The 26742-nt window shown below is 48.6% G+C and carries 29 protein-coding genes; 6 read left to right on the forward strand and 23 right to left on the reverse strand.

The features are described from left to right. Positions 1-122: 122 nt before the first annotated feature. From greB to ccmA, 10 genes are read right to left on the reverse strand one after another with little or no spacing between them, the layout of a single operon-like run. The gene (greB, locus tag QEZ41_RS11545; protein WP_289411747.1) at positions 123-599 is read right to left on the reverse strand and encodes a transcription elongation factor GreB; all 477 of its coding nucleotides are present in this window, start codon (positions 597-599) and stop codon (positions 123-125) included. A gap of 45 nt (positions 600-644) precedes the next feature. Further along, entirely contained in the window at positions 645-1883 is a 1239-nt protein-coding gene (gene ccmI / locus QEZ41_RS11550) for a c-type cytochrome biogenesis protein CcmI (RefSeq protein ID WP_289411748.1), read from the reverse strand. After that, positions 1883-2365: a cytochrome c-type biogenesis protein gene (locus tag QEZ41_RS11555; RefSeq protein WP_289411749.1), complete on the reverse strand. Its 483-nt coding sequence runs from the start codon at positions 2363-2365 to the stop codon at positions 1883-1885. Before QEZ41_RS11555 ends, ccmI begins: the two co-directional genes overlap by 1 nt. Beyond that, positions 2362-2901 carry a DsbE family thiol:disulfide interchange protein gene (locus tag QEZ41_RS11560; RefSeq protein WP_289411750.1) on the reverse strand — a complete coding sequence of 180 codons (540 nt, stop codon included), beginning with the start codon at positions 2899-2901 and terminating at the stop codon, positions 2362-2364. The genes QEZ41_RS11555 and QEZ41_RS11560 overlap by 4 nt, the downstream gene beginning before the upstream one ends. Beyond that, complete coding sequence (locus tag QEZ41_RS11565; RefSeq protein ID WP_289411751.1) at positions 2894-4894, reverse strand: heme lyase CcmF/NrfE family subunit; 2001 nt, start codon at positions 4892-4894, stop codon at positions 2894-2896. The genes QEZ41_RS11560 and QEZ41_RS11565 overlap by 8 nt, the downstream gene beginning before the upstream one ends. Further along, positions 4894-5355: a cytochrome c maturation protein CcmE gene (gene ccmE, locus QEZ41_RS11570; RefSeq protein ID WP_289411752.1), complete on the reverse strand. Its 462-nt coding sequence runs from the start codon at positions 5353-5355 to the stop codon at positions 4894-4896. Before ccmE ends, QEZ41_RS11565 begins: the two co-directional genes overlap by 1 nt. Further along, the gene (gene ccmD, locus QEZ41_RS11575; protein ID WP_289411753.1) at positions 5352-5543 is read right to left on the reverse strand and encodes a heme exporter protein CcmD; all 192 of its coding nucleotides are present in this window, start codon (positions 5541-5543) and stop codon (positions 5352-5354) included. The genes ccmE and ccmD overlap by 4 nt, the downstream gene beginning before the upstream one ends. Continuing rightward, a complete protein-coding gene (locus tag QEZ41_RS11580; protein ID WP_289411754.1) occupies positions 5536-6294 on the reverse strand; it encodes a heme ABC transporter permease in 759 nt (252 codons plus the stop codon). The genes ccmD and QEZ41_RS11580 overlap by 8 nt, the downstream gene beginning before the upstream one ends. A gap of 30 nt (positions 6295-6324) precedes the next feature. Beyond that, positions 6325-6996: a heme exporter protein CcmB gene (ccmB, locus tag QEZ41_RS11585; RefSeq protein WP_289411755.1), complete on the reverse strand. Its 672-nt coding sequence runs from the start codon at positions 6994-6996 to the stop codon at positions 6325-6327. After that, positions 6993-7631, reverse strand: coding sequence for a cytochrome c biogenesis heme-transporting ATPase CcmA (gene ccmA, locus QEZ41_RS11590; RefSeq protein ID WP_289411756.1), 639 nt, complete (start codon positions 7629-7631; stop codon positions 6993-6995). The genes ccmB and ccmA overlap by 4 nt, the downstream gene beginning before the upstream one ends. A 173-nt stretch (positions 7632-7804) precedes the next feature. Here ccmA and fliK point away from each other — a divergent pair, with 173 nt between their 5' ends. After that, complete coding sequence (fliK, locus tag QEZ41_RS11595) at positions 7805-9337, forward strand: flagellar hook-length control protein FliK (protein ID WP_289411757.1); 1533 nt, start codon at positions 7805-7807, stop codon at positions 9335-9337. Continuing rightward, the gene (locus QEZ41_RS11600) at positions 9334-9678 is read left to right on the forward strand and encodes an EscU/YscU/HrcU family type III secretion system export apparatus switch protein (protein WP_289411758.1); all 345 of its coding nucleotides are present in this window, start codon (positions 9334-9336) and stop codon (positions 9676-9678) included. Before fliK ends, QEZ41_RS11600 begins: the two co-directional genes overlap by 4 nt. Before the next feature lie 3 nt (positions 9679-9681). Here the strand turns inward: QEZ41_RS11600 and QEZ41_RS11605 are convergent, their stop codons facing one another. Further along, positions 9682-10407 (reverse strand): ferredoxin--NADP reductase, encoded by a 726-nt coding sequence (locus tag QEZ41_RS11605; RefSeq protein ID WP_289411759.1) that lies wholly within the window; start codon positions 10405-10407, stop codon positions 9682-9684. A 192-nt stretch (positions 10408-10599) separates the two neighbouring features. Between QEZ41_RS11605 and QEZ41_RS11610 the strand changes: the two genes are divergently transcribed. Beyond that, entirely contained in the window at positions 10600-12258 is a 1659-nt protein-coding gene (locus QEZ41_RS11610) for a nitrite/sulfite reductase (protein WP_289411760.1), read from the forward strand. Next, positions 12242-12748 carry a DUF934 domain-containing protein gene (locus QEZ41_RS11615; protein WP_289411761.1) on the forward strand — a complete coding sequence of 169 codons (507 nt, stop codon included), beginning with the start codon at positions 12242-12244 and terminating at the stop codon, positions 12746-12748. Before QEZ41_RS11610 ends, QEZ41_RS11615 begins: the two co-directional genes overlap by 17 nt. A 45-nt stretch (positions 12749-12793) precedes the next feature. On the opposite strand, the gene QEZ41_RS11620 is transcribed toward QEZ41_RS11615, so the two are convergent. The 12 genes from QEZ41_RS11620 to ispF all read right to left on the reverse strand — a co-directional run bounded on the left by QEZ41_RS11620 (position 12794) and on the right by ispF (position 22072). Next, entirely contained in the window at positions 12794-13786 is a 993-nt protein-coding gene (locus QEZ41_RS11620; protein ID WP_289411762.1) for an OmpA family protein, read from the reverse strand. Positions 13787-13862: 76 nt separating this feature from the next. Beyond that, the gene (sigX, locus tag QEZ41_RS11625; RefSeq protein WP_289411763.1) at positions 13863-14462 is read right to left on the reverse strand and encodes an RNA polymerase sigma factor SigX; all 600 of its coding nucleotides are present in this window, start codon (positions 14460-14462) and stop codon (positions 13863-13865) included. Between the two features lie 60 nt (positions 14463-14522). Beyond that, a complete protein-coding gene (locus QEZ41_RS11630) occupies positions 14523-15347 on the reverse strand; it encodes a mechanosensitive ion channel family protein (protein ID WP_289411764.1) in 825 nt (274 codons plus the stop codon). Between the two features lie 2 nt (positions 15348-15349). Further along, positions 15350-15607 (reverse strand): CrfX protein, encoded by a 258-nt coding sequence (locus QEZ41_RS11635; RefSeq protein ID WP_289411765.1) that lies wholly within the window; start codon positions 15605-15607, stop codon positions 15350-15352. Between the two features lie 110 nt (positions 15608-15717). After that, the gene (rraA, locus tag QEZ41_RS11640) at positions 15718-16203 is read right to left on the reverse strand and encodes a ribonuclease E activity regulator RraA (protein ID WP_289411766.1); all 486 of its coding nucleotides are present in this window, start codon (positions 16201-16203) and stop codon (positions 15718-15720) included. Between the two features lie 31 nt (positions 16204-16234). Then, positions 16235-17212: a sigma-70 family RNA polymerase sigma factor gene (locus QEZ41_RS11645; RefSeq protein WP_289411767.1), complete on the reverse strand. Its 978-nt coding sequence runs from the start codon at positions 17210-17212 to the stop codon at positions 16235-16237. Positions 17213-17341: 129 nt separating this feature from the next. Further along, the gene (locus tag QEZ41_RS11650; RefSeq protein ID WP_289411768.1) at positions 17342-18166 is read right to left on the reverse strand and encodes a peptidoglycan DD-metalloendopeptidase family protein; all 825 of its coding nucleotides are present in this window, start codon (positions 18164-18166) and stop codon (positions 17342-17344) included. A gap of 37 nt (positions 18167-18203) precedes the next feature. After that, entirely contained in the window at positions 18204-19151 is a 948-nt protein-coding gene (locus QEZ41_RS11655) for a polyprenyl-phosphate transporter (protein ID WP_289411769.1), read from the reverse strand. Further along, complete coding sequence (locus tag QEZ41_RS11660; RefSeq protein WP_289411774.1) at positions 19148-19783, reverse strand: protein-L-isoaspartate(D-aspartate) O-methyltransferase; 636 nt, start codon at positions 19781-19783, stop codon at positions 19148-19150. The genes QEZ41_RS11655 and QEZ41_RS11660 overlap by 4 nt, the downstream gene beginning before the upstream one ends. A 26-nt stretch (positions 19784-19809) precedes the next feature. After that, positions 19810-20559: a 5'/3'-nucleotidase SurE gene (surE, locus tag QEZ41_RS11665; protein WP_289411770.1), complete on the reverse strand. Its 750-nt coding sequence runs from the start codon at positions 20557-20559 to the stop codon at positions 19810-19812. Beyond that, positions 20547-21602, reverse strand: a complete 1056-nt coding sequence (truD, locus tag QEZ41_RS11670) for a tRNA pseudouridine(13) synthase TruD (protein WP_289411771.1) — start codon at positions 21600-21602, stop codon at positions 20547-20549. The genes surE and truD overlap by 13 nt, the downstream gene beginning before the upstream one ends. Then, positions 21599-22072, reverse strand: a complete 474-nt coding sequence (gene ispF / locus QEZ41_RS11675; protein ID WP_289411775.1) for a 2-C-methyl-D-erythritol 2,4-cyclodiphosphate synthase — start codon at positions 22070-22072, stop codon at positions 21599-21601. The genes truD and ispF overlap by 4 nt, the downstream gene beginning before the upstream one ends. A gap of 188 nt (positions 22073-22260) precedes the next feature. On the opposite strand from ispF, the gene fdxA reads away from it, so the two are divergent. Together fdxA and metH are read left to right on the forward strand one after the other, a co-directional pair. Continuing rightward, positions 22261-22584, forward strand: a complete 324-nt coding sequence (gene fdxA / locus QEZ41_RS11680) for a ferredoxin FdxA (RefSeq protein WP_289411772.1) — start codon at positions 22261-22263, stop codon at positions 22582-22584. Positions 22585-22819: 235 nt separating this feature from the next. After that, positions 22820-26512, forward strand: a complete 3693-nt coding sequence (gene metH, locus QEZ41_RS11685) for a methionine synthase (protein WP_289411773.1) — start codon at positions 22820-22822, stop codon at positions 26510-26512. The last annotated feature ends 230 nt before the right edge of the window (positions 26513-26742 follow it).

Below are 26742 nucleotides of genomic sequence, written 5' to 3' on the forward strand. Positions count from 1 at the left end.
CAGTGATACGCCAATACATAGAGCAGCAAACCCGACCCCATTAAGGAAGGCTACAGCCTTCCAGCGCTATCCTTCCCAGCACTAAAAGTACGGGGCTTGTCGCGCATTTTGGTCAACACGCTTTAGGGCAGATTATATTGAATAGAGTTGACGTACCAAAGTTGCGTACCGGTGTCTGTAGTTACTTCAACTTCATCATCCACTTGTTTTTTTAACAGCGCCCGCGCCATGGGCGAGTCGATCGAAATATAAGCTGGATTCTGAAAAATCTCATCGTAACCTACAATACGAAATCGCAGGATTTCCTGTGCTTCGTTTTCTACCTCTACCCATGCACCAAAGAAAACCCGTCCTTCCTGATCAGGGTGGTAATCAACCACCTTTAGATTTTCAATGCATTTACGCAGGTAGCGCACGCGTCGGTCAATTTCGCGCAAACGCCGTTTGTTATATTGATAATCTGCGTTTTCACTGCGATCGCCTAAGCCTGCTGCCCAAGTTACTTTGCGAGTAATATCTGGGCGCTCCACGCGCCACAACTCATCCAGCTCAAGCTTAAGCAGCTCATAGCCTTGCCGAGTTATTAAAGGAGTGGCCACAACTGTCTCCCAATTTGCACAGACTTAACGCTGGCAAAGCACCAGCTAGCGAATAACCTCTTGCTCAATCACCAGCTCTGTTTGCTGTTCAGTATCGACAGTTACAGGCTTGATCGCGCTTAACCAGTTAGGCTCGCTCGCATTGCCGTCTCTTGCAATACTGGCTTGCACTTGGATGTCTTGCGCCGCTGAAAGCAGAGTTTCGGGCATCAATGCATCCGCATCGCTGAGCACAATCTCGGCAGGCAACTGAGCTACAGTAAGGCGCTGTGCGGCCAGAGGAATTTGACCATCGCTCGTAGCGCGTGCAAACACAAAGACTACATCTTCAGGCTGTAGCTTATCTAGCAACGCTGGAGCAACGCTGACGAGCAGGCTAATTCTGCCTTGCTCAGCTAGGCTTGCTGTATCAGGGAGCGGCGGCAACACAGGGCCGACTTCAGCATCAACAGCGCGCTCACCAAATTCATTAATCGCCTGCTCAGCGCGCTCAACCCCAGTTAAAACAGCACGCGCTGAAGGGTCGCGCGGATCCATTTGATCCAACAAACGCGACCAAGCTTCTAATGCGGTATTAAAATTGCCGGACTCGAAGGCTGCAATACCTACAAAACCTAGCATGGTTGCATCATTAGGATCAGCGGCCAGCACTGTATCTACGGCCTGCTGCATTTCATCGGTCCAGCGTTTATCGGTGGAAAAATACTCGGCTTGCGCCCACTGCGCTAAAACCTCCGGCTGCTTGCCGACCAAGCGCATCGTTTTATCAAAGGCTTGAGCTGCTTTTTTATGCTGCTGCTCATTCATATAAGTACGACCCAAGAAAAACCATGCCTCGGCAGAGTCAGGCTGTAATTTCACTATATTTTCTAAGCGCGCAATTGCCTCGCCCGCAGTCTTAGGTTGCTCAGCAAGGCTTAGGGTTAGAGCTACTTTTTCACCCTCACCAAAAACTTTATACAGCGCTGCACCGCCAACCGGTATAAGCAAGGCCGCTATTAACGGCAAGGCCATACCCAGCTTTGTTTGAGCTAAAGGCGCGCCTAGTTCGGTATCTTCAAGCAAATCACGTCCTGCTTCTTGCCGCCCCTGCTCAAGCTGCTCATCAGTGAGCACGCCCTGGGCATGCAGAGCTTCAAGTTCCGTTACCCGCTCTTGGTAAAGCGCCACGTTTAACGCGGTGCGATCTTCTTCTGCCTGATGCTTGCGTCCCTTAAGTACCGGCCATAGGAATATAAACAACGCTGGCAAAAGCAGCAGCAGGGATAAAAGCAAAAAAAACATTATTTATTTTCTCTAGTTTGTTCAATTAATTGCTGAATACGTTGTTGCTCAGCTGCAGATAATGCATTCTCACCTAAAGCAGTCACCGCTTTACGGCGTCGCGCTACAACCACAACCAGTATCAACAGCGCCAAAGCCAGCAAGGCAAAAGGTCCGTACCACAGTAAAAGGGTACGTTTGTCTACCGGCGGTTTATAGCGTACAAAATCACCATAACGGTCCACTAGATAGGCAACAATTTCATCATTGGTTTTGCCATCTTCAATCATCATACGGTAGGTAAGATCGCGCATGTCTAATGAAATTTCAGCATCCGAATCGGCAATATTTTGGTTCTGACACTTAGGACAACGCAGCTCTTCTATTAGGCTGCGAAATCTTTCTTGATCAGCCTTAGTATCAAACTCATAGGTATCTATAGCTGCCGCCGCTGGAAAGACACAAGCAAAACTTAGCAGTAGGCTCACTAGGAACGTCTTCATTGCTTCAGCAGCTCCTCATAGGCAGGGCCGATTTTTTCGCGCCAAACCCGGTCATTGACCTCACCCACATGTTTTAAGCGAATCACACCCTGCTTATCCAGTAAAAATGTTTCTGGCGCACCGTACACGCCCAAATCAAAACCCAGCGTACCCTTGGGATCACTGATGTTGAGTGCGTATGGATTAAGCAGCTCGGTCAGCCATCTTTGTGCTTTAGCTGACTCATCCTTGTAGTTAACCCCATAAATAGTTACCCCCTGTTTGGCAAGCTTATTCAGGTCATCATGTTCCTGACGACAGGTTGGGCACCAAGTCGCCCAGACATTCACTAACGCTGGTTTACCGAGTAAATCCTGCTTGCTAATGGTTTGCCCTTCGACCAATAAGTTATTCAGCTTAAATTCTGGAAAAGGCTTATTAATTAGCGCCGAAGGTAACTCGCGCGGATCGTTATTCAACCCATAAACCGCCATGCCAGCAAAGGCCGCTACACCCAGCAAAATAGCAAAAACAGCAATTAAGCGACCTTTAGACATTATTGGCTACCCCTTTTTTAGTCGTGCTTAGCGCATCTTTCACACGCGTGCTAATTTTCCTACGATAGCGCGGATCGCAGGCGGCCAACACACCACCTAGGCAGGTGAGCAGTGCACCCAACCAAATCCAACGCACAAAGGGTTTCACTTGCAAACGTACGGCCCAAGCTCCATTTTCTAGCGGCTCACCCAACGCCACATAAAGATCACGGGTAAAGCCAGGATCAATACCTGCTTCTGTCATCGGCATGCGCTGGACTAAATACAGACGTTTTTCAGGGTGCAATACAGCAATTTCCTTTTCGCCCTTAAAGATGCGAATAGTGCCTTTATCAGAAATATAGTTAGGCCCTTCAAAGTGCTCAGCGCCCTCAAATACAAACTCGTACTTACCTAACTCAACACGGTCCCCGATGGCCATTTTTAAGTCGCGCTCAGCACTGTAGTGACTGGACAAAACCACGCCAATAGCGCACACAACCAAACCTAAATGCCCTAGGTGCATACCTAAATAACTGCGGCTTAAACCGCGTAAGCCAACCCACAATCCTTTGTGACGCGTCTTTTCAAACATGTCGCGCAAGCCTGCAAAAACAACCCAAGCCGAGAGGAAATAAACCAATAACACAGCGCCATTAAACTCATCAGCCAGCATGGTTAGCGCCAAACTCAGCGCAGCACTGACCAGCAACACTGGCCCGAGCATTTTAACTAGCCAAGCCACAGGCGTATTTTTCCAACGCAGGGTGACACCTAAGCCCAGAGCCAGCATCAGAATAGCGATAAGGGGGTTAAACAAGGCATTAAAATACGGAGGACCGACTGACAGCTTGGAGCCTGTTAATGAATCAAGGATTAACGGATACAGCGTGCCTATCAGCACCATGGCTGTAGCTACAACTAAGACTATATTGTTAACCAGCAAAAGCGTTTCTTGTGAAAGTAAAGAAAAGCCGGCTTTACTTTTAACCGAAGGCGCACGCATCGCAAACAACAACAAAGAAGATGCGACCACCACCAATAAAAAAATCAAAATAAACACGCCACGAGTAGGATCCGAGGCGAAAGCATGCACAGAGGTCAGTACGCCTGATCGTACCAAGAAGGTACCCAGTAGACTCAGAGAGAAGGCAGCGATTGCCAGTAAAACTGTCCAGTTTTTAAACAGTCCACGCTTCTCTGTAACGGCCAACGAGTGCAGTAATGCCGTACCTATTAACCAAGGCATTAATGAGGCATTTTCAACGGGATCCCAGAACCACCAGCCGCCCCAGCCCAGCTCGTAGTAAGCCCACCAAGAGCCCAGCGCAATACCTATGCCTAAAAAAGCCCAAGCAACTTGCGTCCACGGACGTGACCAGCGCGCCCAAGCAGCATCCAGCTTGCCGCCTAACAAAGCAGCAATAGCAAAAGAAAAAGCCACCGAAAAGCCCACATAGCCCATATACAGCATCGGCGGGTGAATCACCAAACCGAAGTCTTGCAGCAGCGGGTTTAGGTCGCGCCCATCAACTGGGGATTGTGGCAAAATACGCTCAAACGGGTTGGAGGTCACGATCAAGAAGAGCAGAAAGCCAACACTTATCATCCCCATAACCGACAGCACGCGTGCCAGCATTTCTTCAGGCAGCTGACGTGAAAACACCGCTACTGCAAAGGTCCAGCCAGCTAAGATAAATGCCCAGAGCAGCAATGACCCTTCGTGTGCACCCCAAACCGCACTGATTTTATAATACCAAGGCAACATGCTATTGGAGTTATTAGCCGTGTAAGCAACGGTAAAGTCATCGGTAATAAATGCCCATGTCAAACAGGCGAATGAAATCAGTAAAAATACAAACTGCCCCCAGGCTGCAGGCTGGCCTAAACTCATCCAGTGATGGTCTGCCTTCCAAGCACCTACTAGGGGAAAAAATGCTTGCACCACCGCAAAACACAATCCCAGAATTAACGCCAAGTGCCCTAATTCAGGTATATACAGAGCCAACTCCATTATTTAGTTCCTTGCGCTTCTTCATAGTGTTTAAGCATGCCCGTTTTAGCTAAAGCATCCCCAACTTCGGGCGGCATGTAGTTTTCATCGTGCTTGGCCAGTACTTCATCGGATTCCAGTACTAAATCTGCATTTAGGCGTCCTAAAGCAACAATACCCTGCCCCTCACGGAATAAGTCCGGCAGTATGCCGCGGTAGCTAATTGTTACATCGGCATCACCATCGGTGACTACGAAGGTTACTGTCAAAGCATCTTCATTGCGCTTCACCGAACCTTCCTTAACCAAACCGCCTGCACGAATACGCGCATCTTGCGGAACCACACCACTAGCAATTTCAGTAGGTGTATAAAAGAGATTGATATTTTGCTGCATGGCATACAAGCCCAAGCCTAGCGTTGCTGAAATGCCCGCCAAAATAGCAAAAATGACTATTAACCGTTTTTTTCGGACCGGATTCATTGCATAGCCTCCCAACGCAACCTACGAGCTTCTTGATTTAAATAACGTCTACGTGCCAGCCAAGGCAAAGCCACATTAATGGCTAGCACAGCTATGGTAATGCCAAAGCAAACCCAGACATAAAAGCCATGCTTACCCATTGCAATAAATTCCGCAAAGGAATTAAAAGCAAAAATTGATTCATTCATGTTTTTTTCCAATTAAACGTGCTACTTCCGCTTTAACCCAGCTTGTCTTAGCCTCGCGGCGTAAAATTTCTAGGCGCATGCGCATTAATAACACCATTGTAAAGAAGCAATAAAAGCCTACAACCATTATTAATAATGGAATCCACATCTCTGCAGGCATGGCTGGCTTTTCGATAACTGAAAAAGTGGCTGGCTGATGCAACGTGTTCCACCAGTCTACCGAGTACTTAATGATGGGAATATTAACAACACCCACTATGGACAATACAGCGCAGGCCTTAGCCGCACTCTCCCGGTTACTAATAGCTTGGCCTAGTGCGATAACGCCAAAATACAAAAACAGCAAAATTAACATAGCCGTCAAGCGTGCATCCCACACCCAATAAGCACCCCAAGTAGGCTTACCCCAAATGGCACCCGTGAGCAAAGAGATAAAGGCCATCCATGCTCCAATTGGAGCTGACTGCTGCAGCGCTACATCAGCGATTTTCATTTTCCACACCAAGCTGACCACCCCAGCGATCGCCAAGGAGATATAAATAGACTGAGCTAAAAATGACGCTGGGACATGAATGTAAATAATTCTAAAACTATTACCCTGCTGGTAATCAGGGGGCGCTATGGCCAAACCCCACACCAAGCCTGTCGCTATGAGCAGTACTGTAGCCACGGCAAACCAAGGCAGCCAACGTCCGCTTAATTCATAAAACCACTTGGGTGAGCCTAACCTATGAAACCAAGTCCACTTCATTTACACACTCGCTATAAAATCATTGACCAACTATTCACCCACACTAATTTTCAGCCCCGCTGCTATCGCAAAAGGCGTGAGGGTAATAGTCAACATCATCAAGCTGGCCATCCACAACAGATAACCCAGCGTGGGCAGTCCTTGCAAAGCAGCTTGCAAAACACCGCTCCCTAAAATCAATACTGGAATATATAAAGGCAAAATCAACAACGCTAAGAGTATACCGCCGCGTTTCAAACCCACTGTTAAGGCTGCTCCTACCGCGCCCAACAAACTTAAAACTGGCGTTCCCAGCAACAGCGACGCTAGTAAAATAGGCACTCTGTCAGCGGGCAAACCCAGCATGATAGCCAACACAGGCGACAACAGCACTAACGCCAAACCTGAAAACAGCCAATGAGCAAACACTTTAGCCAACACTAGCACTGTTAATGGATGCGGTGAAACAACCCACTGTTCTAGCGAACCGTCTTCAAAGTCGCTACGAAACAGATTTTCCAATGACAATAATACAGCCAGCAACGCTGCTACCCAAATCAAACCCGGCGACAGGGTGCGTAGCATTTGCGTTTCAGGACCTACCGCCAAAGGAAACAAGGCAATCACGATAGCAAAAAACACCAACGGGTTAGCCAACTCAGCCGGTCGTCGAGCCAACAGACGTGCTTCGCGTAAAATCAATAAAAAGAATACTCGACTCATACTGCACGCTGCCCTAAATCAAGCTCTGTGAACTGGCTGGGTCGGTGCTGCAGTTCATGATGAGTAGTAAAAATCACCATACCACCCTGCTCACAATGCTGCGCCAAGTGCCGCTCCAAATCAGCAACCGCCTGCTTATCTAATGCTGTAAAAGGCTCATCTAAAATCCATAGTTTAGGCGCGTTGGGTAAATGCAGGCGCGCCAAGCCAACCCGCCGCTGTTGTCCTGCCGATAGCGTATGGCAAGGCACATCATGAAAGCCTTTTAAGCCTACGCGCTCTAAAGCCTGGTAAATATCTTCAGCATTGGCACCGTGCTGTAAAGCGGTTAACCAAGCAAGGTTTTCCTCAGCAGTTAACAGACCTTTAATGCCTGCTGCATGGCCTATCCAGAGTAAGTTTTGCGATAAAGTATGACGTTGTCGACGAAGCTCGACACCTTGATAGAGTATTTCACCGGAGGTGGGTTGCATCAACCCTGACAGCAAGCGTAGTAAGCTGGTTTTACCACTACCATTAGGTCCAGAAACCTGTAGCATCTGCCCCAGGTTGACGGTCAAATTGAGCTCCGCGAATAGCACCCGCCAATCGCGCTCACAGGTCAAATCAACTGTTTCTAGAAAAGCAACCGTCACAAAGCAGCAACCTTAGTGAATAATTTTAGTCTGACCAGCCATTGCCGTTATACTGCAACACACCGGTAGCGTTAAAAAGTTGTGATTATACACAGAGTTAGCCTGACGAAGGAACTTTAAACTATATTAAGCATGACGCAGATTAAGCAAACATGATGACCACGAGCTAGCCCATGCCCAGCGAAATTAGCACCACCCACATCCAACCAACAGTGAGCACTCCTATCCGGCAAACCTCGGTAGAGGCGGCTAATGTGTTGCGGTTATTACAAGATCTGCCGCAAAGCATTGTTGACGGACAAAAGCTGCAGGCGCAAATTGTTGCCGCCAAGCAAGCAGGGCAAGTATTTGAAGTGCTGCTCAAAATGGCCTTGCCGGACGGCAAACAAACTACGCTGCTGGCACAGGCTAATCAAATTCTTGCACCCGGCCAGCAAGTGACGCTAACTGCTATCAGCCAAAGCCAATTCACGTTAACACCTGCTTTAGACAAACTGGCTCCTGCTTTAACACGATTAGATCTGGCACAACTACCCAGCGGCACCATCATTCAAGCCAAAGTCATCAACTTAGAGCCTCTAGCTCAGGGTAACTTTCGCGCCACTTTAAGCCTAAATAACACCGCACTGGCCGGCCAGTCCGCCATTATCGAAACCCCAAAAGCGCTGGCACTTAACAGTGTGCTAACCGCACGGGTTGAGGGCAGTTTTCAGCTGCAATTTATCCCCAGCAGCAACACTACCGATCGTCTCAATATACAACAAGAGTTGCTGAGTCAATTTAACCGCCAAGGCAGTCTTGGCCAGGCTTTACAACAGCTACAGACCGTCGGCTCTAGCACTAACCTGTCTAGCGAAGGGCAAAAAATCGTACAGCAATTGCTCAGCAACCTGCCCAATATCAGCGACAAGCTAACCACCGCACAACTCACAGAGCTAGTAAAAAATAGCGGCACCCAGCTAGAGCAACGTTTGCTCACTGACGCTACTGCAACACAGCAAGACTTAAAAGCCAGCTTACTGCGCCTTATCGGACAAATACTGCCCAGCCAAACAGGCAGCAATCCATTATTGACCAGTGCGCAAGCCTCCATTTCCAGCCAAGCTTTGCCACAATTATTACGCGAAATAGGAGGTATCAGCCTTAGCCAAATGCGCGAACAAGCCTTACGCTTCCCGCTGGCCAAAGGCGTACTGCAAAAATTGGATAATCCTAACGATCTCGGCGCACTACTACGTATTGCCGCAGCGGCTATTTCACGCCTGCAAACCCATCAGCTGTCTAGCTTAGGACAAACCTATACCACCCCTGAAGGCACCCAGCTCACTACCTGGCAAATGGAAATTCCCATGCGCGATCAGGATACCGTTATCCCTTTGCAGCTTAAGTTTCAACAAGAACAAAGCAATAGCGAGGAGCAAGACGAAGAAAAGAAAGCTCCTATCTGGCGCTTAGAGCTTAGCTTCGAGCTTGAGCCATTAGGCCCTCTACACGTGCAAGTCAATTTGAAGAACGAAGAAATCTCCAGCAAACTTTGGGCAGAATTTGCACAAACGGCTGTCTATGTAAACAAGGAGTTGCATATTTTGCGTGACAAACTTCTAGCGGCCGGGCTGAACATCAAAGAACTTGAATGCCTACAAGGCACTCCACCTGCTGCACCTAAAGCAGCCATCGAACAGCGCTGGATTGATGACTTAGCATGAAGAAAAAGAAACAACCTACTCAAGCAATTGCTCTAAAATACGATGGCGATCAAGCGCCCAGCCTAACCGCCAAAGGTGATGATGAGCTGGCCGAAGCCATCTTGGCTATAGCTAAAGAACATAAAGTGCCTATCTATGAAAACGCCGACTTGGTGCGCCTGCTTGCGCGCTTAGAGCTGGGCGATGCCATTCCCGAATCACTGTATCGCACCATTGCTGAAATAATCGCGTTCGCTTGGTACCTTAAAGGCAAAGCCCCTAAAGGTTTCTACCAACGTGAAGCGGCTAAACAGCCGCTACAAATTGGTTTTCAAGCCAACAAAAAAACGGACTCGGTATAGCAGCTAATACCCAAGAAAACCTTCACTTAGTACATCATCTTCATCCACACCGGCCTCATCCAGTAGATCATGCATAGCTTCTACTAACATTGGTGGACCCGATATGTAATAGATGGGCTGGTTTAAGCCCTGGCAGTATTGCTGGATACGCTGTGCATCTAAATAACCCGTTTCACCCGACCACTCTTGCCCTGAGTCTTGCATGCTGGTCATAGTTGCGATGAGTTTAAAACGCGGATTGTGCTGGCTTAGCTGTTGTAGCTCTGATAAAAAAGCACTATCTTCAGGTCGACGATTGGAATATAACAACAGTATGTCTTGTTGGCGCTGCTGGTGTGCCGCGTCACGCAACATGCTCATAAAAGGCGTAATCCCAATACCACCCGCAATAAAGACTACCGCTCGCGTTAAATCCTCACCCAAGGTTAGCTCGCCATAAGGCCCCTCGATCTGCAATTGAGCACCTACTGGAAAACTTTTTAGCTGCTGTTTAAAAGGACTGTCGCGCATTCGTGTCGCTATCACAAGTTCATTTTCATGTGGCGCTGCCACAATGGAAAACGTGTGTCGCACATCCCATTCGGAATCTGCGTCGCCCTGCTCACCGATAATCAAATCTAAAGCCTGACCAGCGATAAATTCAAACCCAGCAGGTTTTGTGAAATGAAATGCCAACGTCCCCTCAGCCAACTGCTCTTGTGCTTGCAGCTGAACACTGTAAGTCTTCATACACACCTCCATCGCTCACTTCCTTTTTTATACGCGTAAGCCAGAGCCAGAGCAAGCTGCCCTAATCTAAAGTCCTAACCAACTGATCATATAACGAAAAACGCTAAACATATAGATAATAATTACTTTATCGAATAAACAAAACTTGTTAGTGTGCAACTCGTTCTAGCTATTCTAGGTTCGGGAAATCTTATGTATCTGTATGACCACTATGATCAACAAATCGTTAACGAGCGCGTAGCGCAGTTTCGTGATCAAACGCGCCGCTATTTTGCTGGTGAGCTCACTGAAGATGAATTCTTACCCTTGCGCCTGCAAAATGGCTTGTACGTACAGCGTCACGCGCCAATGTTGCGTATTGCCGTGCCCTATGGTCTGCTGTCGTCTACCCAGCTACGGATGCTGGCACACATTACTCGTAAGTATGACAAAGGCTACGCACACGTCACCACGCGCACGAATATGCAGCTAAACTGGCCTAAACTTGAACAAGTACCGGATATTTTGCAAGATCTGGCCAGCGTACAGATGCACGCCATTCAGACCAGCGGCAACTGTATTCGCAACACCACCACTGACCAGTTTGCCGGTGTAGCTCGCGACGAGCTGGTTGATCCGCGCCCTTGGTGTGAGCTTATCCGCCAATGGTCCACCTTTCACCCTGAATTCGCCCGCCTGCCGCGTAAGTTTAAAATTGCCGTCAATGGCTGCGTTAACGATCGCGCCGCTATAGAAGTACACGATATCGGTCTGGAAGCTGTAAATAGCTCTGAGGGTGAGCTTGGCTTTAGAGTCTTGGTCGGTGGCGGTTTAGGGCGCACACCTATGCTGGCTAGTGTGATCAATGAGTTTATACCCTGGCCTCATTTGCTCAGCTATTTAGAAGCTATTTTGCGCGTCTATAATCGCTTCGGTCGCCGTGATAACAAGTTCAAAGCACGCATTAAGATTCTGGTAAAAGCATTAACCCCGGAAGGCTTTGCTGAAAAAGTGGCTGAAGAATGGCAGCACCTAAAAGATGGCCCTAGCACGCTAACTGATACAGAAGTACAGCGCGTTAGTCAGTACTTTACTGCGCCTGATTACCTGCCATTAAATGACGCCCCCGAGCTTCTCGCTGAACAAGACGCTCAGTACCCGGGCTTTGCCCGATGGCGCTCACGTAATACCACAGCCCACAAGCAGCCTGGCTATGTTGCCGTGACCCTTTCATTGAAAAAAACCGGCGTCCCTACCGGTGATGTTAGCGAAGCACAGCTGGATGCTATTGCTGATTTAGCGGATCGCTATAGTTTTTCGGAAGCGCGCAACACCCATGAACAAAACATCGTTTTAGCCGATGTAGAGCAAACAAAACTGTTGCAGTTATGGCTGGAAATCCGCGAGCTGGGTTTTGCCACCCCAAATATAGGCCTGCTGAGCGATATTATCTGCTGCCCAGGCGGCGACTTCTGCGCGCTAGCAAACGCCAAATCAATTCCTGTAGCTGAGGCCATTCAGCAGCGCTTTGCTGATTTGGATTACCTATTTGACATAGGAGATCTAGATCTGAATATCTCAGGCTGTATGAACGCCTGTGGACACCACCATGTTGGTCATATTGGTATTCTAGGTGTGGACAAAAAGGGGGAAGAGTTTTATCAAGTATCCCTTGGCGGAAATAGCGGCCGCAATGCCAGTTTAGGTAGCATTCTTGGCCCTTCTTTCGCGCAAGACACTATGCCTGATGTGATCAATAAAATTATTGATGTGTATATCGAGCAACGCACGGCTGAAGAGCGGTTCATCGACACCTATCAGCGTATTGGTGCCCAACCTTTTAAGGAGCGTGTCTATGCCTCTCATCATTAAACACAATCAAGTAATCGAAGATAAATGGCAGTTATTAGGCTCAGACTGCAGCATAGAAGAGGCGCTGCTCGCAAGCCAGCCCATAGTGCCCTTAACGCTCTGGCAAAATTACGCGACCGAATTGAAACAGCTAACCAAGCTTGGTATCTGGCTGGATAGCCATGAAACTATCGAGGAAATTGTAGGGGATTTACCGCACTTTTCTCTAGTCGCTTTAAACTTTCCAACATTTACCGATGGGCGCCACTTCAGCAGCGCTCGCTTATTGCGCGAGCGTTACGCTTACTCAAGTGAAGTCCGTGCCATTGGTGATGTTTTGCGCGACCAGCTGTTTTTTATGCAGCGCTGTGGTTTCGATGCCTATGCGGTTCGTGCGGATCGCTGTCCACACGATGCGCTCATCAGTCTGACAGAGTTTTCTGTCTGTTACCAAGGTGCGGCTGATAGTCCAGAGCCGCTCTTTCGACGACGCGCACTTCAATCTGCTTAATAAAAAACCCAGCCTAGGCTGGGTTTTTTATTTTTAGGTTAGAGCTTACTCAACCTGAACTTCTACAACAGCTTCAACACGACGGTTTAGGCTGCGACCTTCTTCAGTCGCATTATCCGCTACAGGACGTGTCTCACCGTGACCAACAGCATTTACGCGGTCAGCAGCTACACCATACTTCTCAACCATCACCTTACGCACTGCATGAGCACGGCGCTCAGAGAGCTTCTGGTTGTAAGCATCAGGACCTGCTGAGTCAGTGTGACCTTCAACAGTGGTGCTAAGTTCTGGATACTGCTTCATGAACTCAGCTAGGTTCTCGATATCGCTATAGCTGCCGTCTTTCACGTTAGCTTTGTCGAAATCAAACAGAACTTCTAGCTCAACACGAACAGTTTCCGCTTCAGCTGCAACTGTTTCTTCTTGCATAGGAGCGCTAACTACAGGGGCTGGCTCTTCTACACGCGCTGGCTTGCTTGCGCCGCCGAAGTTCAGACCAACACCCATTCCAGCCATCCACTCGGACTGGTTGTGATCTAAGCCGTGCATACCATCAACACCCGCACGAACAAAGAAGTTTTCAGCAAAGTAGTACTTAGCACCCGCACCAATGTTCGCCATGGTTGTGCGATCACGGCCAGTACGCGCTGGTAGATTACTGAGGCTCTGATGACCAAAACCTGCAGACAAATACGGACGTAATGCTGAGCCTACATCACCGAAGTGATAGGTAGCATCAATGCTAGCCAAGCTACCGTTTACTTTTTTGCGACTCGTATTGTTGTTCAATACTTTGTCTTTGGACTCAATGTGGTGGTACTCACCGTATGACAACCCTAAAGAAACATCATCAGTCAAAAAGTAACCAACAGAACCCCCATAGAGGTTACCGTTGTCCATGTTATGCATGCTGTCAGTGAAGTAACGCTTGGCAAAAACCTCGGTTTCAATAGCACCTTGGCCCTGAGCCAAAACACTCTGCGCACCAAATGCTAAAACTGACGCAATTGCAACACCTAACGTATTTTTTAATTTCATTATTTTCTCCTTCTAGTCATGGGGGTACTCGATACTAAAAACTGAATTTTCAATACCAAAGTAATTATTTTGACGTTTAATACGAATTAGACAAACCAGCGTCAGAAAAGTTCTCTTTAAGCTTGTCAATGGCTCTTTTGTAACGCATTTTTGTGGCACTTAAACCTAAGTGCATGATATTAGCGATTTCTTGAAATTCTAATTCTGCAACAAAGCGAAGAATAATAATTTCTTTATCTATTGGATTCACGTCCAATAGCCAGCGGTCCAAACTGCTATCTTCTTTAAGCATTGGTGCAGCTTCTTCACTGGCCTCCTCTAATGGATTTAAACTTAATGCATCTTGTAAACGTCTTTTACGCCGTTCTTTGCGATACTGCGTAGTGCACTCATTATAAGTAATACTATAAAGCCATGTTTTAAACTTGGACTTACCTTCGAATTTTTTTAATCCGTATAAGACCTTGAGCATAATCTCTTGGCAGACATCATCGGCATCACGCTCATTGCCCAGATACCGCGTACATACACTGTATAGCGTTCTCTGGTAGCGGCGCATCAGCTCTTCATAGGCTCTAGTACTATTAAAGAGCTCTTGCTGTGCATGCTCCACCAGCTCTTCATCAGTAAGCTGTTGTGGATTATACCTTTGATGTATATTTTTTTCACTAGTCAAAACAAGTCAAACCAGTCAACTATAAAATAATTTTAAAACACAATACATGGTTGCCGGCCATTAACTGCTTTTAACTTGTTGTTCTAACAAGACGCGATTAGCAAAATAAAACAGTTCGCCCTGTTCATTTTGCACTATGGTTTTTACCGTTCCTATCTCTTCTATTGTTCCCTCAACGGTATCAATAGAAATATTCTGACCTATCTCATACAGCTCGCGCACATAAATACCCGCGATAATCTGCCCGACGATTTCTCTACAGCCAAAACCTACCGCTATCGCCACCGCTAAGCCCACGCTAAACAAAACGATAGCAATGACATAATTAAGCAGCTCAGCCTTTATCTCCAACTGCCCAAAGGCCACAGAGATACTGATAATCACCACTAAGCCCTGCACCACACGCCCTAGTGCCGCGGCGTACTCTAAACCAACACCTTCTGCCGCTCCGGACACTAGGCTGTTGAGTAGCTGTGCCAACAACACACCAGCAAGCAACACAATGGCAGCCGCAAAAACTTTTGGCACGTACAGTGCCAGCACGTCCAAGGCCGCGGAAATTCTTTCCAAACCCAAGGATTCTAAAGCTGACACCAAAAACACCAACAAGACAAACCAATAAACAATTTTGCCTATAAGCACTGAAACCGGGACTTTAATTCCAACCCGCGCCAACAGCTTATTCAGCCCAGTACCTTGGGTTAGACGGTCCAAGCCAAGCTTGGCCAATAGCTTAGATAGCAGGGTGTCCAGTAGACGCGCCACTAAAAAACCTAATATGACGACTATTAAAGCGCCCAACAGATTGGGTATAAAGCTCGCGATTTTTGCCCAGAGCGCACTCATAGCGCTCACTAAACTCTGCGTCCAAGAATCCAGTTGCATACTTAGTTAACCTTGTCAGTGTTGAGATTATTTTTATTCAAACGGGAAATTGGCTTCAGGTGACTTGAACCATTAATAAAGCCAAGTATTACGGCATAAAAGGCTCGACCAAACATAGTGAAAAGCGCACCCACACCTACTTGGCGATTTGCTGTTTTAAGAACGCGCTCTAAAGCTGCATCTACATCTTTTTGTTGTGCAGAGTCTTTTTGTAATAGCTCGCGCAGTGATTGCTCAAAACGTTCGTCTTCTACACTCATAACTATTTGCCTCACTTTGCGCACATTGTATAGCAAAACAGCAACACGGCTCTGCTTAAATTCAATAAAAAATCGCCCGCCAAGGCGGGCGATATCTGCATCAACCTCAATTACTCAGGCATGCTAAGAGCGGTTTTAGAGACAATAATCCCATTGTTATCCGCATAAACAAACTCGCCCGGACGAAACGTAACACCGCCAAAATTAACCGGCACGTTTAAATCACCAATATCACGCTTGTCCGTTTTCATCGGATGACTGGCAAGTGCCTGCACGCCCAAATCAGTTTGCGCCAGCTCATCCACATCGCGCACGCAGCCGTAAACGATAATCCCCTCCCAGCCACACTCCGCTGCCTTAGCAGCCAGCATATCGCCCAACAGCGCACGACGCAGTGAACCGCCACCATCCACCACCATCACCTTACCTTTGCCCGGCTGGGCAACCTGAGCTTTTACTACTGAGTTATCCTCATGACACTTAACAGTGACGATTTCCCCACCAAAAGAATCGCGCCCACCAAAGTTAGCAAACATGGGTTCTACTACATCAACCTCTGGGTAGGCATCACATAAGTCCGGGGTAATATATTGCATTCTATTGTCCTCTTCTAAAAGTATCTGCTCGTTAGCCTGAAGCATGAGCAAAAATTAATTCTGCACTCAAGCCATGCTGCTCTAACTCACGCCTCATCCTTTGTAGCACCTGAATTTGCATCAACCGCACACGCTCTCGCGAAACGCCCATTATACTGGCCACCTCTTGCAAAGTGTGCGCTTGATTACCAAACAAACCAAAGCGCAGTGTCACAACAGACTGCTGCACTTTAGGCAACTGTTGAACTAACAGTAAAGCAAGTTTTTCCAGCTGCACATCTTGAGTGTCCGTAAAAGGGCACTTAGTTTCAGCTGGCAACACTTCATGCTGTGTACGCTCGCTGTTCGCATAAGTACTATCTAGCGAATATTCATGATAATCAAGACGCGATAACAGCCTAACCTCTTGCACCGACCAGCCAAGATTGGCTGCAAGTTGCTCTGCTGTGCTGGTTTTCCCATGCGTTGCCGCCATTTTAGTCCGCGCTCTTTGTAGCTGCCTTACTTTTCTAGCAAGCCGATAAGGAGTACGTACTAGTTTTTGTTTAACCAGAATGCTTCTTTCAATGGCTTGTCGAATCCAAGGCGTTGCGTAGGTTGAAAACTTATAGCCTAACTCAGGATCAAATTTATCCAACGCATAAAACAAGCCAAGATTGCCTTCACTGATAAGCTCCAGCAAAGACTGATTACCTCCTAAATAAGAACGAGCAATTTTTACCACCAAGCGCAGATTATGCACCACCATTTTCTGCCTAGCCGCCAACTCACCTTGACGCAGTTGGCGCGCATAAAACTGTTCTTCTTCACGAGTAAAAATATGCGCTCGACCAATTGCTTGTAAATAGCTCTGCGTTGCACAGCTTAGCTTGCTAGCACTTAGCTTTTGATTAGTATTTTCTTGATAGGCTGCGCCCTCTTCACGAACGCGTAAGGAGTTTTTGCAACCAGTGTTTGTGATATATGACCGAGCGGCATAATTACAGCCTGCTTCTTCCTGAAACAACATACCCTTCTCCTCTTTGAGTTAGGCTGGTGCATTAACTTGAGCACCCCAGTTTTAAGCTGCGCTTTTCTCAGAGACTCCTTACTTCCTTATATTGAGCAGCACTTTGCGCACTGACTAATAGAATAACCCTTAGCGTGCTGGAAGATATTGCAATGGATCAACTGGTTTTCCTTGTCGGCGAATCTCAAAGTGCAGTTTGACCTGGTCTGTTCCAGTAGAACCCATTTCCGCTATCTGCTGGCCAGCATTCACTTGCTGACCTTCATTTACTAACAACCTACGGTTATGTCCATAAGCGCTGATATAAACATCATCATGCTTAATGATGATCATCTCACCATACCCCCTGAGACCACTGCCTGCGTAGACCACGGTACCTTTGGCTGTAGCAATCACAGGCTGCCCCAATTTGCCCGCAATATCAATACCTTTATTCAGACTAGTGCTAGAAGAAAATTTGGATACCACCGTTCCCGTAGAAGGCCAGCGCCAACCCTTGACACTGCTTGCTGCAGTAGGTGCTTGTTTAGGCTGGGGTTTAGCCACAGCTACCCGTGGTTTGGTCGGGGCCGGGGATGTTGTTTTCGGTTTAGTTTGCGGCTTAGCTACTGGCCGCGGTTGGTGCACAACGGTTGCCGGTTTTGAGAAGTTAATCACCTGGCTCGGGCGAATTGTATAGGGAGCTTGGATGCCATTGCGCCTCGCTAGCTCTTTCCAATCCCAGCCAAAACGAAAGGCAATTGAATAAAGCGTATCACCGGGGCGCACCACATACTGCCCCTGAGTGACGGGCTTGGCCGGTTTAGCTACCCTCGAACCATGCGACCTATCAACCACCGGAACCTTTCTAGGCGTACCTGAACATGCAGCCAGCAGCACACAAGAGCACAAAACCAAGACTGATAAAATCAACCGTTTTGAAGTAACTTCTTGCTTAGCTGCTCTATCAAGCATAAGGCTTCCTTTTCAATCTTTACTGAGCCTGTGACGTTCATTGATCAAGCACCACAGAATCGGAACTCTTGACTTTGCGCTGGGCAAACCATTCGATAATAACCACCAGCAACACCGCTAAAATAGCCATAGTAATAGCCAGTAGTAACTGCGTGTCTTGTCCTGATATTTGCGCATAATTCCAGGGCAATATGTTTTCTTGCAGTACTGGTTTTGGTGCGGAGTTAGGTGCAGCGAACCAAGTTACGGTTTGTTTCCAGGGCCAAATCTTATTGAGTGAGCCTAGCATAAAACCGGTTAACAGCGCCAAAGTCAGATCGCGGTAATGCTGCAAAGCGGCTTTTAGCACTTTAGCAAAAGCCAGCAAGCCAAAGGCACAACCTAAAGCAAACACCAGCACAACAGACAAATCAAAGTTCTTTACTGCATTAAGAATATGGGTATACAAACCCATCAGTAAAAGTAAGAAACTGCCTGATATACCTGGCAAAATCATGGCGCAGATAGCAATGGCACCCGCCAAAAAAACACTCAACGGATGATGCCCCCAGTTAACTGGCGAAGCAACTGTGATGTACCATGCAGCAACTGTTCCTAAGGCAAAAAACATATACCTTGCCCAATTCCAGCGCTTTATTTCTCGACCCACAAAATAACAAGAAACCAACACCAAGCCAAAAAAGAATGACCATACGGCAATGCCATGATGCTCAAGCAGCCAGGTTATTAAGCGCGCCAAGCTGACTATGCTGGTTAAAATTCCAGCAAAAAGAATAAGTAGAAAATTAACGTGCGCCAAAGCCCAAGCTTGTTTAACCCTACCCTTTAAAAGCAGTAACGCAGCCTGCGGCATATTGGCTAAAGCATCCAGCAGCTGTTCGTAAATACCGGTAATAAAAGCAATTGTACCGCCTGAAACTCCGGGAACCACATCAGCAGCCCCCATCGCCATACCTTTCAAATAGACAAGGAGTTTGGCTCTCACAGCTGGGTTCCCGTCAAAAGCGGCACAAAGCGTACGGCATCAAGCACTTCTCTGGTATAGCCGGTTTCGGTACGTACAATAACCAGCAACTGTTGCGCGCCATCAATCCCTACAGGTATAACCATACGTCCACCAATAGCCAGCTGTTCTAATAGCGCCTGCGGCACATCACTGGCACCAGCAGTCACTAAAATACCGTTATAGGGCCCCATGGCATTCCATCCTTGCCAGCCGTCACCCCAACGATAAACCACATTGCGGATATTTAAAGCCTGCAACCTTGCCTTGGCTTTTTCCTGTAGTGCCTGAATACGTTCAACAGAAAAAACCCGCTCAACCAACTGCGCTAACACGGCGGTTTGATAGCCCGAGCCGGTGCCTATTTCCAAAACTTTATCTAACGGACCGGCGGCCAAAAGTAGTTCCGTCATGCGCCCGACAATATAGGGTTGGGAAATGGTTTGGTTTTGTCCGATCGGCAATGCCGTATCTTCATAAGCTCTATGCGACAGAGCCTCGTCAACAAACAAATGGCGCGGTGTGCCACGGATAACCTCTAAAACCTGCGCATTACTTAAGCCTTCTTCGTATAAACGCTGAACCATGCGTTCACGAGTACGCTGCGAAGTCATACCAATACCGCGGTGTGCCAATGTATTCACAGCGCATTCTCCAGCCAACGCTGCACATCGTCTAACTGTGCGTGAAATGTTCTATCTAATTGCAACGGTGTTACTGCCACGTAGCCTTGGCTAATAGCATGAAAGTCTGTGCCTTCCTCACCATCTTCTGCAACACCTGCTGCGGCCAGCCAATAACCGGTTTTACCTCTAGGGTTCACCGCTTTAACGGGCGCTGCTGCGCGCGCGCGATGACCCAGTCGCGTCAGTTTAATACCTTTAATTTGCTCCAAAGGCAGATCCGGCACATTAACATTAAAAACCGTGCGCGGCGCAACGATTAAACGATTTTGTGCCTGGATCAGCTGTTTAGCAAACCAAGTCGCTGAGGGTAAATTGTCAGGGCTGCGCGAGACCAATGAAAAAGCAAACGCCGGACGCTGTAAAAAACGCCCCTCTAGTGCGGCGGCGACCGTGCCAGAGTACAGCACATCATCCCCCAAGTTCGCACCAAGATTTATTCCAGCTACAACCAAATCAATAGGCTCTTGCAACAAACCATTAAGAGCCAGATGCACGCAGTCGGTCGGCGTACCATCAACACTAATAAAACCATTGCTTAATTGTTGCGGGTGTAGGGGGCGATCAAGCGTTAAAGAACTGCTAGCGCCACTGCGATCCTGTTCAGGCGCAACAACAGAGCAGCTAGCAAAAGTAGCTAGGGATTCATGTAAAGCGGCCAAACCTAGTGCGTTCACACCATCATCATTGGCAATTAAAATTCGCATGCAACATCCACATCATTAACAGGTAATAACTCAACAATCTCTCTAATTACCGCCGTAGCGTAGCAGCCAACGGGCAAATTAAACCGCAACTCTAAAGTATTTTCATCGGGATAGCACCAGCTAAGTTCAGCAACCGGCAGGCGCAATATACGACGCTCCTGCTTTAATCCTGCCTGTTCCAACCAGCGGCACAGGGCCGCATGATTATCAGCGACTCGCTGCTCCAAACTGAGCACTTGCGCTTGAGTCGCCAGCTCACCCCGCCCCCAAAGCGCACCACTGGGGTGTAGGTCTAACTCTTGCAACCGCGGATCTAGCAGCTCCTGAGCAGCAGCCAAAAAGTGGCTACGGCTTTGGGTAAACGTAAGCAGATCGCCCAACTTAGCTTGTTGCCAACTGCCGTCAGCGACACGTGCAGCTAAAATTCGATTAAAAATAAAACTACGTGCAGTAGATAATAAACGAGATCGCACATTGCGCTGTGTTGGTAACTCTTGGCGCTCAGCACAATGTACGGCATGCTGCACATTTGCACCATTACGACCAAAGCGCTGCACACCAAAGTAGTTAGGTACACCGCTGCGCTGAATGTGCTTCAGGCGCTCTGTTATTTTATCTCGATTGGCGCTTAGCTGGGTGAGGCGAATTCGAAAGCCATTAGCTTTGTGCGTGCCACGCTGTATTTTTCGCGTATGGCGAGTGGCTTGAAGAATGCGCAACTGCTCACTTTCAACACCAGACACATCAACATCCCTGCCTGGTACATGAATACTAAACCACTGACTAGTTAACGCTTGGCGATCTTTCAAGCCTGCGTAGCTAACGTTTTTAAAGGGTACTTGTGCCGCTCTTGCCAGCAGACGCACAACGTCTTCGGTATTTAGCTGGCGTTTCTCTATCCACAACCACAGATGCTCACCTGTGCCGGACAGAGGAATATCTAACAGCTCATCAACCTGAAAATCCTCTGCGCTGGCCTTAAGCATCGCCCACCCACAGGGCTCACCCCATGCACGCGGCCCTAGCAGGTCGCTCTCAGTCATCGCCGCCCCAAAAGCACTACCGCATGAGCGGCAATACCTTCCTCGCGCCCGATATAGCCAAGCTGCTCTGTGGTGGTTGCCTTAACATTGACCTGCTCAAGCCCGACCTGCAAATCTTGCGCTAAATAGGTGCGCATCAGATCGATATGTGACGACACTTTCGGCGCCTGCGCAAGGATCGTGCAGTCTAGGTTAATTACATGCCAGCCTTTGCCATCAACCATATTCATCACGACTCGCAACAACCCGCGGCTGTCGGCACCATTAAATCTTGGATCAGTATCAGGAAAGTGTCGGCCTATATCACCTAGCGCCAACGCGCCCAGCAAAGCATCACACACCGCGTGCAGCAAAACATCACCATCCGAGTGAGCCACAAATGCTTGCGTGTGCTCAATACGTACTCCACCTAGAGTAATAAAATCTCCCGCCTGAAAACGATGTACATCATAACCGTGACCAATACGCATTTTAAATCTCATATAAAGCACTAAAACAATCAATTACGCCTGCCAAAGTAGCATTGTGCTCTTTCGGCAAAGCGTGCCTATTCTAGCAGGCTTAAGCTTATAAGGTTAAGTTAGCTGATTTTTTTATTAACGAGCTGTTAGAATAGCGCACCAGAATTATTACAGCGTCTGTCGAGGAGACTCCAACCATGACCTTTGTTGTCACAGATAACTGCATTAAGTGCAAATACACCGACTGTGTGGAAGTTTGCCCTGTTGACTGCTTCTATGAGGGACCCAACTTTCTTGTTATTCACCCTGACGAATGCATTGACTGCGCTCTATGTGAGCCCGAATGCCCAGCCGAGGCCATTTTTGCCGAGGACGAAGTGCCAGATGATATGCAAGAATACATTGAGCTTAACGCTGAGCTGGCGGAAATATGGCCAAACATCAGTGAAAAGAAAGATCCTTTGCCCGACGCAGAAGAGTGGGATGGCGTAGCAGACAAGCTAAAACACCTTGAGCGCTAAAACCACTACCCGCATCACCTAATCCAATCTTCGTGCAAAAATATCTGTTTTGCTGTTTGGATTTTCAGGAGCCTCTGAACGCATCGAGGCTCCCAAACCAATAAGAAATCAGCGAGTAGTGCAGATACTGGCACTACTGCAAGCGCCCCCTCAAAGTCACCCTCAGAATTCGCAAAAACCACTGACTTTGCTATTATTGCTCGCTTGATTTTTGTTTAGACCTCCGGAAATAATCATGACCAATCGCAGTACTCGTTTAGCCCAGCTTCACGCCGACCTTAAAACCCGCATTTTATTGCTCGATGGCGCCATGGGCACCATGATTCAAAATGAGCGCTTAGATGAAGCGCAGTTTCGTGGCGAGCGCTTTGCTGATTGGCCGCAAGATGTGCAAGGCAACAACGACCTGCTAATTTTGACTCAGCCTGAATTGATTCAAAAAATCGAGAAAGCCTATCTCGACGCCGGCGCGGACATTATCGAAACCAACACTTTCAACTCCACACAGATCTCACAAGCCGACTACGGCATGCAGGACTTAGCTTATGAGCTGAACTTTGAAGGTGCGCGCATTGCCCGCGAAGTAGCCGATGCTAAAACCCTAGAAACTCCGGATAAGCCGCGCTATGTTGCCGGTGTGTTAGGCCCAACCAGCCGCACCTGCTCACTGTCACCGGATGTGAACAACCCTGGCTACCGTAACGTCACCTTTGATATTTTGGTCGAGAACTACAGTGAAGCAACGCGCGGATTAATCAATGGCGGTGCCGACATCATCATGATCGAAACCATCTTCGACACCCTTAATGCTAAAGCGGCTATTTTCGCCGTCGAAGGCGTGTTTGAAGATCTGGGCGTCACTCTGCCCATTATGATTTCCGGTACGATTACCGATGCTTCAGGCCGCACGTTATCAGGGCAAACCACCGAAGCCTTTTGGAACTCCATCCGTCACTGCAAACCGATTTCCGTAGGCTTAAACTGCGCTCTTGGTGCCAAAGAGCTGCGCCCTTACCTACAGGAATTATCCGAAAAAGCCGACACCTTCGTCTCCGCACACCCTAACGCAGGCCTACCAAACGCCTTTGGTGAATACGATGAAAGCGCCGCCGAAACTGCAGCACTGATTGAGGACTTTGCCGCTTCAGGCTTTTTAAACATTGTCGGCGGCTGCTGCGGTACCACGCCTGAGCACATTGCCGCTATTGCCAAAGTGATTGCCAAGTACCCACCGCGCCAGATTCCTGATATCCCCAAGGCCTGTCGCCTGTCAGGGCTTGAGCCGTTCACCATCGACCGCAGCTCCTTGTTTGTCAACGTAGGCGAGCGCACCAACATCACCGGTTCGGCTCGTTTTGCACGTTTGATTCGTGAAGAAAATTACACCGAAGCACTGGAAGTCGCTCTGCAACAAGTCGAAGCCGGTGCGCAGGTGATTGATATCAACATGGACGAAGGCATGCTGGACTCCAAAGCTGCCATGGTCACCTTCCTCAACCTGATCGCTGGTGAGCCGGATATCTCCCGCGTGCCGATCATGCTCGACTCCTCCAAGTGGGACATTATCGAAGCGGGCCTGAAATGCATTCAGGGCAAGGGCATCGTCAACTCCATTTCCATGAAGGAAGGTGTGGACGAGTTCATCAAACACGCCACGCTGTGCCGCCGCTATGGTGCTGCCATTATCGTGATGGCCTTTGACGAACAGGGCCAGGCCGATACCGCCGCGCGCAAGAACGAAATCTGCGCCCGCTCCTACGACATTCTGGTCAATCAGGTCGGTTTTCCGCCGGAAGACATCATTTTCGATGCCAATATCTTTGCCGTGGCCACCGGCATCGAGGAACACAACAACTACGCCGTGGATTTTATCGAGTCCATGGCCTGGATTCGTGACAACCTACCCTACGCCCTGACCTCCGGCGGTGTTTCCAACGTTTCTTTCTCGTTCCGTGGTAACAACCCCGTGCGCGAAGCGATTCACTCTGTGTTTCTCTACCATGCCATCCGCAATGGTCTGAACATGGGTATCGTCAATGCCGGCCAGCTGGAAATCTACGACCAGATTCCGCCACGCCTGCGTGACAAAGTAGAAGACGTCATCCTCAATCGCCACCCGGGCGCCACCGAAGCCCTGCTGGAAATTGCCGAAGAATACCGCGGCGATGGCAGCACCAAAGAAGTCGAAGACGAAGAATGGCGCAAGCTGCCGGTCAACAAGCGCCTGGAACATGCACTGGTCAAGGGCATCACCACCTATATTGTGGAAGACACCGAAGAAGCCCGCCAGCAGGCCGAACGCCCGATTCACGTAATTGAAGGCCCGCTGATGGACGGCATGAACGTGGTGGGCGACCTGTTCGGCAGCGGCAAAATGTTTCTGCCGCAGGTGGTCAAATCCGCCCGCGTGATGAAGCAGGCGGTGAATCATCTGATTCCCTTTATTGAAGAGGAAAAAGGCGATCAGCCGGAAGCCAAAGGCAAGATTCTGGTCGCCACCGTAAAAGGCGACGTGCACGACATTGGCAAAAACATTGTTGCTGTGGTGCTGGGCTGTAACGGCTATGACATCGTTGACCTGGGTGTGATGGTACCTGCGGACAAGATCCTGCAAACCGCCATCGAGGAAAAAGTCGACATTATCGGCCTGTCCGGGCTGATTACCCCCTCATTGGACGAAATGGTGCACGTGGCCAAGGAAATGCAGCGCCAGAACTTCCAGCTACCGCTGATGATCGGTGGTGCCACCACCTCCAAGGCACACACTGCTGTGCGTATCGACCCACACTACACCAATGATGCTGTGGTTTATGTTACCGACGCTTCCCGTGCCGTGGGTGTGGCGACGACCTTATTATCCAAAGAGCTTAAACCAGACTACATCAAAGGCATTCGTGAGGAGTACGCGCTTATCCGTGAGCGTACCGCTAACCGCAGCGCCAAGACCAAATACCTCACTTACCAGCAAGCGCTAGACAATCGCTTACAGCTGGATTGGAGCACTTATCAGCCTCCAGTGCCCAGTTTTACGGGTAGCAAGCTGCTGAAAAACCTTGATTTGCATGAAATCCGTAAGTATCTCGACTGGACACCGTTCTTTATCTCTTGGAACCTAGTGGGCAAATACCCGCGTATTTTCGAGGACGAAGTGGTGGGTGAAGCAGCCAAAACCCTGTTCGATGAAGCGCAGGTGATGCTGGATAAAATGGTCAATGAGAATCTTATTGAAGCCCGTGCGCTGTTTGGTTTCTGGCCTGCCAATCAGGTGGACCATGACGACCTTGAGCTCTATGACGAGCAAGGTCAGCCCTTACGCCGTCTGCACCACTTGCGTCAACAGTCCGTCATCCGTGACCAAGGCGCCAACCGTTGCTTGGCTGATTATGTAGCACCTAAAGACAGCGGCCTAACCGATTATGTTGGCGGTTTTATTGTCACCGCAGGAATTGGTGTAGAAGAATTATGTAACGAATACAAAGCGCAAGGCGATGATTACAACGCCATTATGGTGCAGGCCTTAGCCGATCGTTTAGCGGAAGCTACTGCGGAATGGCTGCACCACCAAGTGCGCACCAAGTATTGGGGCTATGCAGCCGATGAGCAGCTAGATAACGATGATCTCATTCGTGAACAATACAGCGGTATTCGCCCAGCACCTGGCTATCCAGCCTGCCCCGACCACACAGAAAAAGGTTCGCTATTTGAATTGCTGGACCCTGAAGGAAGTTGCGGTGTGAGCCTCACTGAGCACTATGCGATGTTCCCCACGGCAGCGGTCAGCGGCTGGTATTTCGCCCACCCAGAAGCCAAATACTTTGCGGTGGGTAAAATCGAAAAAGATCAGGTGCAAAGCTATGCCAAGCGTAAAGGCCAAAGCCTAGAAGACAGCGAACGCTGGTTAATGCCTAACTTAGCGTACGAAACTTAATACGCCTACCCGCTTTGTAGAACAGCGATTTTTTGTAGGACTCTTGTGGGAGCGCAACTTTTGCGCGATTGGCATTTCCCGGCAACGCTTGAGTTGGCCTGATAGAACGCCTCGCGCAAGAGTCGAATGCATGCCCCGCACAGGCGCAACGGGCTCTTGTGGGAGCGCAACTTTTGCGCGATTGGCATTTCCCGGCAACGCTTGAGTTGGCCTGATAGAACGCCTCGCGC

It is taken from the genome of Thiopseudomonas acetoxidans, assembly GCF_030362935.1.
Classification (GTDB): Bacteria; Pseudomonadota; Gammaproteobacteria; order Pseudomonadales; family Pseudomonadaceae; genus Thiopseudomonas; species Thiopseudomonas acetoxidans.

Excerpts from the sequence above, each read along its gene's own strand:
- ccmI (WP_289411748.1), bottom strand. The coding sequence starts at position 1,883 with ATGTTTTTTTTGCTTTTATCCCTGCTGCTGCTTTTGCCAGCGTTGTTT.
- QEZ41_RS11555 (WP_289411749.1), bottom strand. The coding sequence starts at position 2,365 with ATGAAGACGTTCCTAGTGAGCCTACTGCTAAGTTTTGCTTGTGTCTTT.
- QEZ41_RS11560 (WP_289411750.1), bottom strand. The coding sequence starts at position 2,901 with ATGTCTAAAGGTCGCTTAATTGCTGTTTTTGCTATTTTGCTGGGTGTA.
- QEZ41_RS11565 (WP_289411751.1), bottom strand. The coding sequence starts at position 4,894 with ATGGAGTTGGCTCTGTATATACCTGAATTAGGGCACTTGGCGTTAATT.
- ccmE (WP_289411752.1), bottom strand. The coding sequence starts at position 5,355 with ATGAATCCGGTCCGAAAAAAACGGTTAATAGTCATTTTTGCTATTTTG.
- ccmD (WP_289411753.1), bottom strand. The coding sequence starts at position 5,543 with ATGAATGAATCAATTTTTGCTTTTAATTCCTTTGCGGAATTTATTGCA.
- QEZ41_RS11580 (WP_289411754.1), bottom strand. The coding sequence starts at position 6,294 with ATGAAGTGGACTTGGTTTCATAGGTTAGGCTCACCCAAGTGGTTTTAT.
- ccmB (WP_289411755.1), bottom strand. The coding sequence starts at position 6,996 with ATGAGTCGAGTATTCTTTTTATTGATTTTACGCGAAGCACGTCTGTTG.
- fliK (WP_289411757.1), top strand. The coding sequence starts at position 7,805 with ATGCCCAGCGAAATTAGCACCACCCACATCCAACCAACAGTGAGCACT.
- QEZ41_RS11600 (WP_289411758.1), top strand. The coding sequence starts at position 9,334 with ATGAAGAAAAAGAAACAACCTACTCAAGCAATTGCTCTAAAATACGAT.
- QEZ41_RS11605 (WP_289411759.1), bottom strand. The coding sequence starts at position 10,407 with ATGAAGACTTACAGTGTTCAGCTGCAAGCACAAGAGCAGTTGGCTGAG.
- QEZ41_RS11610 (WP_289411760.1), top strand. The coding sequence starts at position 10,600 with ATGTATCTGTATGACCACTATGATCAACAAATCGTTAACGAGCGCGTA.
- QEZ41_RS11615 (WP_289411761.1), top strand. The coding sequence starts at position 12,242 with ATGCCTCTCATCATTAAACACAATCAAGTAATCGAAGATAAATGGCAG.
- QEZ41_RS11620 (WP_289411762.1), bottom strand. The coding sequence starts at position 13,786 with ATGAAATTAAAAAATACGTTAGGTGTTGCAATTGCGTCAGTTTTAGCA.
- QEZ41_RS11630 (WP_289411764.1), bottom strand. The coding sequence starts at position 15,347 with ATGCAACTGGATTCTTGGACGCAGAGTTTAGTGAGCGCTATGAGTGCG.
- QEZ41_RS11635 (WP_289411765.1), bottom strand. The coding sequence starts at position 15,607 with ATGAGTGTAGAAGACGAACGTTTTGAGCAATCACTGCGCGAGCTATTA.
- rraA (WP_289411766.1), bottom strand. The coding sequence starts at position 16,203 with ATGCAATATATTACCCCGGACTTATGTGATGCCTACCCAGAGGTTGAT.
- QEZ41_RS11645 (WP_289411767.1), bottom strand. The coding sequence starts at position 17,212 with ATGTTGTTTCAGGAAGAAGCAGGCTGTAATTATGCCGCTCGGTCATAT.
- QEZ41_RS11650 (WP_289411768.1), bottom strand. The coding sequence starts at position 18,166 with ATGCTTGATAGAGCAGCTAAGCAAGAAGTTACTTCAAAACGGTTGATT.
- QEZ41_RS11660 (WP_289411774.1), bottom strand. The coding sequence starts at position 19,783 with ATGACTTCGCAGCGTACTCGTGAACGCATGGTTCAGCGTTTATACGAA.
- surE (WP_289411770.1), bottom strand. The coding sequence starts at position 20,559 with ATGCGAATTTTAATTGCCAATGATGATGGTGTGAACGCACTAGGTTTG.
- truD (WP_289411771.1), bottom strand. The coding sequence starts at position 21,602 with ATGACTGAGAGCGACCTGCTAGGGCCGCGTGCATGGGGTGAGCCCTGT.
- ispF (WP_289411775.1), bottom strand. The coding sequence starts at position 22,072 with ATGCGTATTGGTCACGGTTATGATGTACATCGTTTTCAGGCGGGAGAT.
- fdxA (WP_289411772.1), top strand. The coding sequence starts at position 22,261 with ATGACCTTTGTTGTCACAGATAACTGCATTAAGTGCAAATACACCGAC.
- metH (WP_289411773.1), top strand. The coding sequence starts at position 22,820 with ATGACCAATCGCAGTACTCGTTTAGCCCAGCTTCACGCCGACCTTAAA.